At 40.4% G+C, this 13,717-nt stretch carries 11 protein-coding genes; 10 read left to right on the forward strand and 1 reads right to left on the reverse strand.

The features are described from left to right. Positions 1–44: 44 nt before the first annotated feature. Positions 45–680 carry an XrtA/PEP-CTERM system exopolysaccharide export protein gene (locus tag KO530_RS09025; protein WP_216048096.1) on the reverse strand — a complete coding sequence of 212 codons (636 nt, stop codon included), beginning with the start codon at positions 678–680 and terminating at the stop codon, positions 45–47. 158 nt (positions 681–838) lie between these two features. Here KO530_RS09025 and KO530_RS09030 point away from each other — a divergent pair, with 158 nt between their 5' ends. Genes KO530_RS09030 through KO530_RS09075 form a run of 10 tightly spaced genes read left to right on the forward strand, consistent with a single transcriptional unit; the run spans position 839 to position 13,666 of the window. Then, entirely contained in the window at positions 839–2,248 is a 1,410-nt protein-coding gene (locus tag KO530_RS09030; protein ID WP_216048097.1) for a TIGR03013 family XrtA/PEP-CTERM system glycosyltransferase, read from the forward strand. Between the two features lie 28 nt (positions 2,249–2,276). After that, positions 2,277–3,089 carry an XrtA system polysaccharide deacetylase gene (locus tag KO530_RS09035; RefSeq protein WP_216048560.1) on the forward strand — a complete coding sequence of 271 codons (813 nt, stop codon included), beginning with the start codon at positions 2,277–2,279 and terminating at the stop codon, positions 3,087–3,089. Then, entirely contained in the window at positions 3,090–4,136 is a 1,047-nt protein-coding gene (locus KO530_RS09040) for a FemAB family XrtA/PEP-CTERM system-associated protein (protein WP_216048098.1), read from the forward strand. Between the two features lie 6 nt (positions 4,137–4,142). Continuing rightward, positions 4,143–5,336 carry a TIGR03087 family PEP-CTERM/XrtA system glycosyltransferase gene (locus tag KO530_RS09045; RefSeq protein WP_216048099.1) on the forward strand — a complete coding sequence of 398 codons (1,194 nt, stop codon included), beginning with the start codon at positions 4,143–4,145 and terminating at the stop codon, positions 5,334–5,336. Beyond that, on the forward strand, positions 5,333–6,787 hold the full coding sequence (gene xrtA / locus KO530_RS09050; RefSeq protein WP_216048100.1) for an exosortase A: 1,455 nt from the start codon (positions 5,333–5,335) through the stop codon (positions 6,785–6,787). Before KO530_RS09045 ends, xrtA begins: the two co-directional genes overlap by 4 nt. A gap of 45 nt (positions 6,788–6,832) precedes the next feature. Then, positions 6,833–7,975, forward strand: coding sequence for a TIGR03088 family PEP-CTERM/XrtA system glycosyltransferase (locus tag KO530_RS09055; RefSeq protein ID WP_216048101.1), 1,143 nt, complete (start codon positions 6,833–6,835; stop codon positions 7,973–7,975). Between the two features lie 10 nt (positions 7,976–7,985). Further along, a complete protein-coding gene (locus KO530_RS09060) occupies positions 7,986–9,884 on the forward strand; it encodes an XrtA/PEP-CTERM system amidotransferase (RefSeq protein ID WP_216048102.1) in 1,899 nt (632 codons plus the stop codon). Positions 9,885–9,896: 12 nt separating this feature from the next. Next, positions 9,897–11,093: a TIGR04063 family PEP-CTERM/XrtA system glycosyltransferase gene (locus KO530_RS09065; RefSeq protein WP_252729130.1), complete on the forward strand. Its 1,197-nt coding sequence runs from the start codon at positions 9,897–9,899 to the stop codon at positions 11,091–11,093. Positions 11,094–11,119: 26 nt separating this feature from the next. Further along, positions 11,120–12,304, forward strand: coding sequence for a glycosyltransferase (locus tag KO530_RS09070; protein WP_252729065.1), 1,185 nt, complete (start codon positions 11,120–11,122; stop codon positions 12,302–12,304). 3 nt (positions 12,305–12,307) lie between these two features. Then, positions 12,308–13,666, forward strand: coding sequence for a phenylacetate--CoA ligase family protein (locus KO530_RS09075; RefSeq protein WP_216048104.1), 1,359 nt, complete (start codon positions 12,308–12,310; stop codon positions 13,664–13,666). Positions 13,667–13,717 lie beyond the last annotated feature (51 nt).

Below are 13,717 nucleotides of genomic sequence, written 5' to 3' on the forward strand. Positions count from 1 at the left end.
GTCTTTTTAACCTTTAATTTACTAATTATTACTAACTGTAAAGCCTAAAACCAAGCTTCTGGAATAATTAATATGTCACCGGGAAGGATATCTACATTGTCTGAAATATTCCCTTCTTTAACCAGTGAATCCAATCTCACTGAGAATTCCTTTTGCTCACCATTTACGACTCTGATTAATTTGGCACCGTCTCCGTCTGCAAATTCAGTTAGACCGCCTACTTGAATCATCAAATCCAATAACGTCATGTCCTCAGAGTAACTAATAGCTCTCGGTGAAGCTGCTTCGCCAACTACTCTAACTTGCTCACTAAAAGGGCCGTTGAAACCACTGACACTGACTGTCACGATAGGATCACGTATATATTTGCCAAGTTCCTGTTCTAAGTCACGGGCTAGAGCTGTAGGGGTTTTACCGGAAACTGGGATGTCTTCAACCAATGAAGTTGTAATCATGCCATCTGGACGAACCAAAAATGATCCGGATACATCTGGGTTACGCCATACAAAAATCGAAAGGTTATCTCCTGGACCGATCAAATAACTGTAGTCGTCTATATTCGTGGTTAAAGATGCTCTTGTAGTTGCTTGAGGCAAAGAATTGCCTGAGCTGGTACATGCATTTAACGCCGTAAATGCAGCAGCTGCAATCAATAATTGAGCTATTCTACTTGCTTTCATATTATGTCTTTCCTATCCAAACAGAAACAAATGTAGCAAATCAGCCATTTACCCGAGCGTTATAATCTCTATAATGGCTGACCAGAAAAGTTAGTCTATCTCAAATAATTCGTTTAGCATATGATAAATTTAGCAAAAAAATCCATAGGTAAGAGCTAATGGCAGCGACCAACAAACAAAATAAAAGGTCCAATGCTCTTGTTCTCGCAGAAGCAGTGATCGTTTCTTATTCTGCGTACTTAGCAAACTTTTTAGTAGTGAGTATTCTAGATGTAGAATCTCCAAGCATTTTAAAACTAGCGGCTAATATCTCTCTTATGACCTTTTTAGTGTTGGTTTCATCTCTCTCTGTGGGATTGTATGAAGCCAAATTAAGAGAAACCTTCCGTGGCATTATAAGACGAATCTTTGTTAGCTTAGCCCTAACTTATTTCGTTGTAGAAGTAATAACCAGTACCTTTATGGAAGAGCTGAGGATGCATCCTTACTTCCTGCCAGTCGCTGCTGGAGTAGTGATTCTATCTCTTGTCACATTCCGTTATTTTACCAATCGTTTAGGTCTACTTGGACTTGGACGTACTCGAATCGTGGTAATTGGAGCCGGTGAAAGAGCTTCAATTATTGAAAAAAGAATGCGTAGAGATGTTGATAGGTTGGGATTCGAGTTATTAGGTTTTATCCCTATCCCAGGAGACAATCGTGAGGACGGTATCCGTAACGAGCGATTAGTACACGTTAAAATCGATGATAATTTCCGTAATTATGTAATTGATAATGAAATTGACGAAATTATTATTGCCTGCGACCAGCGAAGAGGTACCTTACCCATCGAAGTTTTATTTGATTGCAGGTTACGCGGTGTTGAGATTACCGATTTGCTTGATTTCATGGAACGGGAAACGGGCCAAATTGTGGTGAACTTGATGTATCCGAGTTGGGTGGTATATTCAAATGGATTTAACTCCCAAAACTATTTAAGAGATATTCTTGAATATGGTATCAATGCCTTTGTGGCGATTTTTGTGATGCTGTTTACCTGGCCTTTCATGTTGCTAACCGCCGTCATTATTTATCTTGATGATGGTCGACGTACAGGAACCTCTGTTTTTTATAAGCAAGAGCGAGTGGGCTTAAATGGCAAGCTGTTTAAAATAATAAAGTTCCGCAGCATGCGCCCTGACGCCGAAAAAGACGGTGCAAAATGGGCCTCACAAAATGATAGTAGGGTAACTCGTATTGGTGCTTTCATCCGGAAATATCGTATCGACGAATTACCGCAATTAATTAATGTGCTGAAAGGCGAAATGGCATTTATTGGCCCTCGTCCAGAACGTCCGCAGTTTGTTGAACAATTAATAAGGGAAATTCCATATTACAATCAACGCCATAACGTGAAGCCGGGACTGGCAGGTTGGGCACAACTCAATTATCCTTATGGCGCAAGTGTCGAAGATTCGATGGAAAAGTTAAAATTCGATCTTTATTACGTGAAACATCAAAGTTTATTGTTAGATATGCTTATTTTTATTCGAACAGTGGAAGTTGTATTGTTCGGAAAGGGACGATGAAGTGGTAAAAAATACGGCGCTAAATGCTATGACAGTTGATGTTGAAGATTTTTTTCACGTTTCTGCATTCGACTCAATTATCAAGCCTGAAGACTGGGATCAATATAAACCCCGTGTTGACGCTAATACGCGCAGGTTGCTTGATGTTTTCGCTAAAGCCGATGTGAAGTCTACGTTTTTTGTTCTTGGATGGGTCGCAGAGCTTTATCCGCAACTGATTAAAGATATTCATGCCCAAGGCCATGAAATTGCTAGCCATGGTTACGCACATCGAAGAGCTTATCAGCAGAACCGTAAAGAACTCACTGCCGACATTACCCGCTCAAAAAATCATTTAGAAGATTTAATTGGTGAGCCTGTTATCGGTTATCGGGCACCAAGTTTCTCTATTGGTTATGATAACGAATGGGCGTTTGAAGTGTTAGCAGAGTTGGGCTTTAAATATAGCTCTAGCACTTATCCGGTTAAACATGATTTGTACGGTACACCTGATTGGCCTAGGTTTGCTTACCAACGACCAGAAAATATTATCGAAATTCCTATCCCTACGTTAAAGCTAATGGGCAAACAAATTCCTATTGGAGGTGGGGGCTATTTTCGATTATATCCGTATAAAATGACTCGAATGTTAGTGAATCGCTATTTGAGTCAGGAAAAACAACCTTACTCTTTCTATTTTCATCCTTGGGAGATTGATGGTGCGCAGCCAAGATTAACTAATGCCCCATTAAAATCGCGTTTTAGACATTATATCAATTTGGATAAAACCGAGGCAAAATTAGAAAGATTACTGGCAGACTTTAATTGGTCAACGATGAAAGACGTGTATGGAGTAGCATAAGTGACGGAAAACTACCAACTTTGTAAGTTAGGTGACGGTGCGCAAGAGTCGCAAAAATGGGATGATTTTGTAGATAGTATTGATACCGGCACTTTTTTCCATTTAACAGGTTGGAAACGAGTTATTGAGTCGGTTTACGGTCACTCCTGTCATTATATTTATGCAACCATTGATAACACTATTGTCGGCGTTCTACCCTTAGTTGAACAAAAAAGTTTACTCTTTGGTCATGCGCTCATTTCCACGCCATTCTGTGTCTATGGCGGTGTTGCTTCAGACTCTGAAGAGGCCACATTATTTTTAGAAAAGCAGGCTATTGAACTCGCCCATAATCTTGGGGTGGATTATTTAGAAATGCGTTATCCATTTGCGCGCAATAATCCTGATTTAACAGAAAAATGCGCCCACTCCTCTTTTGGTTGGGAGCTCGCTGATACACCAGAAGCGATCTTAGCGGGTATCAAAAAGAAACAAAGAGCCGTTGTTAGGCATTCTTTAAAAAATGATCTTAGTTTTCGTATCGAAGAGGATACTAAAACAGCCTACGATGTGTATTCTGAAAGTGTTCGCAACTTAGGGACGCCAGTATTTCCGAAAAAGTATTTCGCGGCATTAAAACAAGAGTTTGCTGAAAACTGTGACGTATTGACCGTAGAGAAAGACCATAAAGCAGTTTCTTCGGTGCTTAGTTTTTATTACAAAAATCAAGTCTTACCTTTTTATGGTGGAGGCTTGTTTGATGCCAGAGCACTGAAAAGTAATGACTTTATGTATTACCAGTTGATGTGCCATGCGTTGGAAAATAAACAATGCAATTACTTTGATTTTGGTCGAAGTAAAGACGACTCAGGTGCGTTTAAGTACAAACGTACCTGGGGTATGGAACCGGTTGCGTTGCACTATCAATTTCATTTGGTAAAAGCTGAAGCATTACCTAATTTAAGTCCAAATAATCCAAAGTATCAGTTCTTTATCAAAATGTGGCAAAAACTGCCTGTTTGGTTGAGTCGTCGCATTGGACCCTTTCTATCCAAATTTTTAGGATAGAAGCGAATGAATAAGCCGCCGCTGCTTTTTTTGTGTCACCGGATTCCTTTTCCACCCAATAAAGGTGACAAAATTCGTTCGTTTAATATGCTCAAAGTATTGAGCGAACGATTTGATATTTATTTAGGCAGTTTCGTGGATGATCCCTACGATTGGCAATATGCATCAAACTTGGATAAATACTGCAAGCAAGTCTTTCTCATTAATCAGAATAAAACCTGGTCCAAAATCAAAGGGTTAACTGCTTTTATTAGCGGTAAGTCAATTTCTGAACCCTATTACGCTAACTCTAAGATGCAACAATGGGTAGATAAAACGTTGCGCCAGCAACAGATTACACAAGTGTTCATCTACTCTTCGGTGATGGCTATGTTTACTTCATCCCATCAACAAAGGATTCATCAGGTTGTCGACTATGTGGACGTTGATTCAGATAAATGGCGACAGTACGCAGACAACAAGACAGGCATCAGTCGTTGGGTTTATCGACGAGAGCATCAGAAATTAAAAAGATTTGAAAATCGAGTTTGCGAGCGTTCGCAGCATGCTTTATTTGTTTCTGATCCTGAAGCCGAGCTATTTAAACAACAATTGCCAACGCTTCAGCATGGCAAGGTACAAGGTTTGTTGAACGGTGTTGACGTGGATTACTTTTCACCTGATAGCGACATTGAAGCGGTAACCGAACAGGTGGATGTGGTATTCACTGGAGCAATGGATTATTGGGCAAATGTCGATGCGGTGATATGGTTTGTCAATCACGTTTGGCCTAAAATCAGAACGCTACACCCAAATGCGAATTTTTACGTGGTTGGAGGCAATCCAACTACGCAAATTAAATCGTTAAACAATACTAATGGTATTGTGGTTACCGGCAGAGTGAAAGATGTTCGACCCTTTATACGCAGCGCCAAAGTATCTGTTGCTCCGTTGCAAATCGCCAGAGGGATTCAGAACAAAGTGTTAGAGGCTTTATCTATGGCCAAGCCAGTAGTGGCAACAAGTATGGCAATAGAAGGGATTGACGCTAAAAACGAACATATCAGAGTGACTGATGATGCAGAGCAATTTTGTTCAGCGGTTTGTCATTATTTGGATACTCCTGTAGAAGTACCCGAAAATCGTCAGTGGATTATGGAAAATTTACAGTGGACTGCCACTATGAGCAAGTTAGCTGGATTATTTAAGGTTGAATTATGACATTTTGGAAAAGTAGTATCTTCAAATATTTAATCGCGATATTTATTGTTTGGGGAGCTGTTTTCTTTGACAGTATTTCGTCAACAGCCGCCATATGGATTCGTTCAGAAACCTTCACCCATTGTTTTATTATTTTACCTATCTGTATTTACCTGATTAAACTTAAATGGACTAAATTAAATAACGCCACACTTCAACCTTCCTATATATCGTTAATTTTTGTAGTCGGCACTATTTTTGTTTGGCTATTTGGCAGCATGGCGCAAGTTTTAGTAATAGAGCAGTTAGCAAGCTTTGCTATGTTACCTATGATGATTTGGTGCGTGATGGGCAATCAGGTCGCGCGTATCCTGCTATTTACATCGTTCTTCTGGCTATTCAGCGTTCCTGCAGGTGAGTTTTTGATTCCCCAGTTACAAGAGTTAACCGCTGATATTACTGTTTTTGCGATCCAATTGACCGGTATTCCAGTATTCCGCGAAGGACTCTATATCGCTATTCCAGGAGGTCTATTTGAAGTGGCGGTAGCCTGTTCGGGGATTCGATATTTAATCGCTTCGTTTACTCTAGGTACGTTGTTTGCGTATTTGAATTATAACGGTCTTAAGAAGCGTCTGATTTTTATCCTGTTCTCAATCTTTTTACCATTACTGGCCAATGGAATAAGAGCCTACGGCATAGTGATGATCGCTCATTTGTCGGACATGAAATATGCTACAGGGGTCGACCACCTTATTTATGGTTGGTTATTTTTTGGTTTGGTTATTCTGATTATGTTTACTGTTGGGGGGAGATGGGCTGATCCGCTTCCGAAAACTGAAAAACTAGAAAATGAAGCTGGACCAGATTATCCCGTTTCTTCGATAACCAAACCTGTAGTTGCGTTGGTATTCATACTCGGAGTAAGCATAGGTTATAAATCAGCTTTCGAGAATCCAGTCAGTCCTGTTAACCCAGATTTTGCCGCAAGCTTTAATCTCGATGAGACGTCCAACACTGCAACTTGGTTGCCGATTTTTCATAATCCAACCAGTGTTTATCGTGGCACCAATGGTGACGTTGAATTCTTCATTGCGTATTACAATGCGAATATTCAGGGACAAGAATTGATTAACGGACGCAATAAACTGTATAACATCGAAAAATGGTCAATTGTGTCGGAAGATAGAAACCCAACTTATCGCTCGATGCAAATAATTGATAATTATGGGAATAAACGTTTATTAAGTTATACCTATGTCACTCCATGGCGGGTGACACACAAATCCTTAGAGATTAAATTGGTACAAGCCATTCAGGCGCTGTTTGGTCAGGCTCAAAATGGCTACTTGATTATGTTGTCAGTTCCTGATGACAAGAATGAAAAAACCAAACAAGCGCTAGAGAATATGTCGCAGCAAATTTTTAATGATGAATTGCAATCATTACTGAATGAAAGCAAGACTGAGTGAAGACAATTCTAGCTAAATTGAGATTGAGTAGGGAATAACATCGACATGGATTTCAAAAAGATTCACATTATGCATATCATTTACCGGTTTGACACCGGTGGATTAGAGAATGGTGTGGTCAATCTGATAAATCGTTTAGACTCTCAAAAGTACCAACATACAATTGTTACTTTGAAAGGTTATTCCGAGCTTTTTTGTCAACGTATTCAAACTCAAAACGTCGAATTTTTTGATTTAGCAAAAAAAGATGGTAACGACATAAGTATCTTTTTTAAATTGCGTAAATTATTAAAAAAGCTCAACCCAGATATTCTGCACACTCGTAATACTGCTACTATCGAAAATCAGCTGGTAGGATGGTGGTGCAGGGTGCCATACCGTATTCATGGTGAACACGGTTGGGATGTCAATGATATGCATGGGCAAAACAAAAAATATCAAATGCTTAGGCGCTTTATGAAAACCTATATTCATAAGTATGTTGCGTTATCTACTGAAGCCTTTGATTATTTGCGCGATACGATTGGTGTTTATACTGATGACATCCGACATATTTGTAATGGTGTCGATGTCGATAAATTTACTCCTCAAAATTCTGACCTCAGCTTATTTCCTGAACATTTCGCTACCGAAAACATGCTTGTTTTTGGCACTGTAGGTCGTTTAGCCGAAGTTAAAAATCAACCCTTTTTACTCGAAGCATTCATCGCGCTTGTTGGTCAATTTCCTGAACATAAAGAGCGTCTCCGTTTAGTCATTGTTGGTGATGGCGTGCTGATGGAAAAAATGTTGGCTAGGACACAACAAGCAGATTTGTCATCGCAAGTTTGGTTTGCTGGCAATCGTTCCGATGTGGCGCAACTAATGAACTGTATGGATGTTTTTGTATTGCCTTCCTTAGCTGAGGGGATTTCGAACACTATTCTTGAAGCATCGGCAAGCGGCTTACCGGTGATTGCCACCAATGTTGGTGGAAATCCTGAATTGATTGCAGCAGATTTAAAAAAGTCACATCTAGTTGAAGTTAATGATATTAACGCACTAGTCTCGGCGATGAGTCAATATGTTAGTTCACCTGAACTTAAGCATAAAAATGGCCTTATCGTAAGAAACCATTGCGTGGCAAACTTTAGTATAGATACAATGGTTGGGAAATATAATGAGCTTTATCAAGCCTTTAATGGTTGAGGATTAACGAATGTGCGGAATAGCTGGTATTTTTCACCTGTCAGATCAAACCCGAGTTGATGCTGATTTGATTGCAAAGATGAATGATCGACAAATTCATCGAGGACCTGATGCAGGTGATTACTTTTTTGACCCAGGCGTGGCGCTTGCTCACAGACGTCTATCTATTATCGATTTAGAAGGCAGCCCTCAACCGATGTTAAGCGCTGATAAGCGTGCTTGTGTTGTCTTTAACGGCGAAATATACAACTTTAAAGAATTGCATAAAGAGCTTTCTGCTAAAGGTTACACATTCAATACCCATGGTGACACTGAAACTATCCTTAATGCTTGGTTAGAGTGGGGGGAAGAATGTGTACATAAATTAAGAGGGATGTTTGCCTTTGCGATTTGGGATAGACAAAAAGAGTGTTTGTTTATTGCTCGTGACCGTTTAGGCATTAAACCTTTTTTCTACAGTCTATTACCTAGCGGTGAGTTTATTTTCGGCTCTGAATTAAAAGTCATCACAGCTCACCCAGCTTTTAATCGTGATCTTAGAAATACCACTATTGAAGACTACTTCAGCCTAGGTTATGTACCAGAGCCTCACACTATTTATCAAAACGCCTTTAAGTTGTCACCTGGTCACACCTTAATGTTGCACAAAGGTGATAGAGGGTTACCAGAATCTAAAGAGTATTGGGATGTACCTGTAAACTATGACCATCCGCTAGATCAGAAGGAAATCGATGAGCAACTTGTAGAGCGTCTCAAAGAAGCGGTCGATATCCGTATGGTTGCTGATGTGCCTTTAGGTTCATTTTTATCCGGAGGCGTAGACTCAAGTGCCGTTGTCGCTATGATGTCGCAGTTGCAAACGGAACCTGTGAATACCTGTGCAATCGGTTTTGATGTAAAAGAGTTTAACGAAACAGAATATGCACAATCAGTCGCAGATCGATATAAAACCAATCATCGTGTTGAAGTGGTTGGCCAAGATGATTTTGATTTAGTCGATCAATTAGCGCATTTATACGATGAACCCTATGCAGATAGTTCAGCAATTCCTACATTTAGAGTCTGCGAATTAGCGAGGAAGCACGTTACCGTAGCGCTTTCTGGTGATGGTGGCGATGAGTTGTTTGCAGGCTATAGTCGCTACAGAATGCATCAGGGGGAAGAAAAAATTCGTAACTTATTGCCGCTGGGAATACGCAAACCTATCTTTGGTCCACTGGGCAAGTTATATCCTAAAGCCGATTGGGCACCGAAGTTTCTGCGAGCAAAAACAACCTTTCAATCTATGGCTATGGATACCGTCGAAGGGTATCACAATACTATGAGTATTCTGCGCACAGGTGATCGAGCTAAATTATTTTCTGAAGACTATAAACAAAGTCTTAATGGTTACACTTCGCTGGAAATCTTCCAAAAATACGGTGATAAAGTTAAACATTTGGATGAAACCAAAATAGCCCAGTATATCGACATGAAAACCTATTTGGTTGGCGATATTTTAACTAAAGTCGACAGGGCTTCCATGGCACATTCTCTTGAAGTTCGAGTGCCAATTATCGATCACAAATTTGTTGAATGGGCGTTTAACGTGCCTACCAATAAAAACCTTGCTAACGGGGTCGGAAAACTCTCATTCAAGAAGGCATTAGAACCGCATCTTCCCCATGATGTTCTGTATCGCAAAAAAATGGGGTTTGCCGTGCCTTTAGCAAATTGGTTTAGGGGGCCTCTGAAAGAACGATTGTATGAAGGGGTTTTATCTAAACAGATGACTGAATCAGGTTATTTCAACAAGTCACAATTACAACGATTGATTAATGATCATATTTCTGGGCGACGAGACAACAGCGCGTCATTGTGGACATTAATGATGTTTGAGTCATTTTTACGTCAACAAAAGGCGCAGTAAGCCGTGAAAATAATGCACATTTTAGATCATTCCATCCCGTTGCACAGTGGTTATACTTTTCGTACTCGCTCTATTTTGAATCAGCAGCGTGCTCGAGGGTGGGAAACTTGTCATGTTACTAGCGCTAAACAAGGGATATGTGAAGCTGAAATTGAAGATGTGGATGGTTTAAGGTTTTATCGAACTAAACCACCTACAGGGTTAAGCAGCAAACTCCCCGTGTTAAATCAATTATCCTTAGTGAACCCTCTGCGAGATCGTATTTTAGAAGCGATTGAAATTGAGAAGCCGGATATTTTGCATGCTCATTCACCGGCCTTAAATGGTTTGGCAGCTATCAAAGCAGCCAACAAAACCGGACTACCTTTAGTCTATGAGATTCGTGCTTTTTGGGAAGATGCAGCGGTTGATCACGGTACTTGTAAAGAAGGCGACTTACGTTATCGTTTGACACAAAAAATGGAAACTCACGTGGTTAATAAAGCGAATGCTGTGACCACTATTTGCCAAGGTCTGCGTCAAGATCTGCTTGCTCGGGGCATTGCAGACAGTAAGATTACCGTTATACCCAATGCAGTCAATATTGAACAATTCAATATTATCACTGAGCGTAATCAAGCATTAGAAAAACAGTACAATTTAAATAACAAAGTGGTGCTGGGATTCCTTGGATCCTTTTACGGTTACGAAGGATTAGACTTAATCGTTGCCGCTTTGCCACAAATTCTTAAAACTATTCCTAATGCTGTATTTTTGTTAGTGGGTGGCGGACCTCAAGAACAGAATTTAAAAAATCAGATTAAACAACTTGGTTTGCAAGAGCATGTGATTATGCCTGGCCGCGTTCCTCATTCTGAAGTAGATAAATATTATAGTTTGGTTGATTTACTTGTTTATCCACGAAAACCCATGCGTTTAACTGAATTGGTGACGCCGCTTAAACCGTTGGAAGCTATGGCGCAAGGGAAACTTGTTCTTGCTTCTGATGTGGGGGGGCACAAAGAATTGATTGAAGACGGCAAAACCGGTTGGTTGTTTGACAGTGGCAATATTGATGCGCTGGCCAATACAGCTATAAAGGTTTTATCAAATCGTGATTCTTGGCCTGCAATGGTTGAGAATGGACGTAATTTTGTGATGCAAATTAGGAACTGGAAAAACTCAGTTGCCAATTATCAGTCTATTTACGAAAATTTACTGAGTAAGTGACAGTGAAACGCCCAAGAATTGTTGTCTTGAGTTCTTTATTCCCTAACTCAGTGCGCAAACAGTCTGGCTTGTTTGTGCGTGAAAGAATGTTTCGCGTGGCAGAGTATGCCGACATTGAAGTGATAAGCCCTGTTCCATGGTTTCCTGGACAAGGTTTGATTCGGTTTTTCAAACCTAATTATCGCCCTATGCCTGAAAAAAAGGAAGTTCAGCAGGGGATCACCGTTCATTTCCCTCGATTCTTATCTATTCCGAAGTTTTTTCGAAAGTTAGATGGGGCGATGATGGCCCGAGCGGCTTACAAAGTACTCAAAAAATTAGAGCAACAACACAAAATTGATATTATCGATAGCCACTTTACTTATCCTGATGGATTAGCTGCGACTAAACTTGCTAAGCGCATGAATAAAAAAGTCACTATCACATTGCGCGGAACAGAATTAACCCATAGCAAAGATCCTGATAAGTTGAAGTTAATGCTGCAAGCATGGCAAGACGCTGATCACATGATTTGTGTCGCCGACTCACTAAAACAGCTTGCCGTATCTCTAGGTGCTGATGGGAATAAATTTACGGTTGTAGGGAATGGGGTTGATACCCATAAGTTTTCCGCAATGAGTCCGCATAAAGCGCGACAATTTCTGGCAATCGAAGAAGATGCTAAAGTGCTTATTACGGTAGGCGGTTTGGTCAAACGAAAAGGCTTTCATCGGGTTATTGAATGTCTTCCTGAATTATTAAAAATCTATCCTAATTTGGTTTATCTCATTGTCGGTGGAGCGAGTGCCGAAGGTAATATTGAAGCTGAATTGCGTGCACAGGTCAAAAGGTTAGGGGTGGAGAGTCAGGTTAAGTTTTTAGGTTCACTACCTCCCGATAAGCTCAGTAATCCTCTATCATCTGCAGATCTCTTTGTGCTTTCGACTGCCAATGAAGGTTGGGCCAATGTTATTCTAGAGAGTATGGCCTGCGGTACGCCTGTTATCGCCAGTGACGTTGGCGGTAATAGTGAAGTCATAAATAGTGACGATGTTGGCGAGATAGTGCCTTTTGATGATCATTTGGCGCTGCTGACATCACTCAAAAAAGGCTTAAACAAAGAGTGGGATCGACAAGCTATCGTTGAATATGCACAGCAAAATCATTGGGATACCAGAATGGCTAAAATTATGGATATTTATAACAATTTATTGAGCCCAAAGGAGCACTAGTTTATGTCTGGAATGTATACCAAAATAGTCTCTAATGTGCTGTTTCCTTTGCATGAAAAGCTTAAAAAGCATGATACGGTTAAAATTCGAAAATCGTTAGAAAAGTCCCAGTGGTTTGATAAAGAAACCTTGCAGCAGGAACAATCGAATCGGTTGCAGCGTTTTATCCAAACCGTATATAAAAATGTGCCCTATTATCGTCAAATGTTTGATTCATCGAACATCAGTCCTAATGACATACAAAGCGCCGAAGATCTGGTCAAATTGCCGTTTTTAGACAAAGCCACTATTTCGGCAAATTTTGAAAAACTAAAATCTGAGATTGCCGGTCCTTTAGCGCGATTTAATACTGGTGGTTCAAGCGGTCAGCCTCTCATTTTTTTATTAGGCAATGAACGAGTATCCCACGACGTAGCAGAAAAGTGGCGTGCCACGCGTTGGTGGGATGTGGATATTGGCGATAAAGAGATTGTTGCTTGGGGGTCACCCATTGAGTTAGGAGCGCAAGATAGGGTGCGTTTGATTCGTGATGGGTTGTTTCGCTCTGAATTAATTCCTGCATTTGATATGACCGAACAAAAGCTGTTGTCATTTTTAAAAACCATTCGAGATACTAAACCGAAAATGCTATTTGGTTATCCCTCGGTGTTCGATTTGCTGGCGAAAACCGCTAAGCAACATGGAATGGAAATGAACAATTTAGGCATTAAGGTCGCGTTTGTTACCTCAGAAAGACTTTACCCCTATCAGCGCGAAAGTATTGAACAAGTGTTTGGTTGCCCAGTCGCTAATGGTTACGGTGGTAGAGATGCTGGATTCATTGCTCACCAATGTCCTGAAGGCGGCATGCACTTGTCTTATGAAGATATAGTCGTGGAGATAATCGATCCTCAGGGCAATCCGCTGCCGGCAGGACAATCTGGTGAAATTGTTGTTACCCATATGGGGACATCCGAGTTTCCATTTATCCGCTATCGGACCGGTGATATTGCCATTATGTCCGATAAAAAATGTGCCTGCGGACGCGGTTTACCCATGCTTGAATCAATTGAAGGGCGCAGTACCGATTTTGTTGTAGCTGCAGATGGGACAATTTTGCATGGCCTTTCTCTAATTTATATTCTCAGGGATATCAAAAGCGTCGAAGCGTTTAAAATTGTGCAAGAGTCGATGCAACATACCCATGTGCAAGTTGTATCAAAAAATGGTGAAGTCGATGAGCAGACGCAGAATATTATTATTACCGGAATTCAAGCAAGACTTGGCGCAGAAGTATCTGTTACTGTAGAATCTTTAACCGAAATTGCCCCTGAGAAATCCGGCAAATATCGATATGTAATCAGCAAAGTGAGCGTAACATGATAGACAGTTTGTATCTTATGGCTGATATTGCAGCTATTTGTTATATGTTTT

This window comes from Aliiglaciecola lipolytica (assembly GCF_018860635.1).
In the GTDB taxonomy this organism is placed as follows: Bacteria; Pseudomonadota; Gammaproteobacteria; order Enterobacterales; family Alteromonadaceae; genus Aliiglaciecola; species Aliiglaciecola lipolytica_A.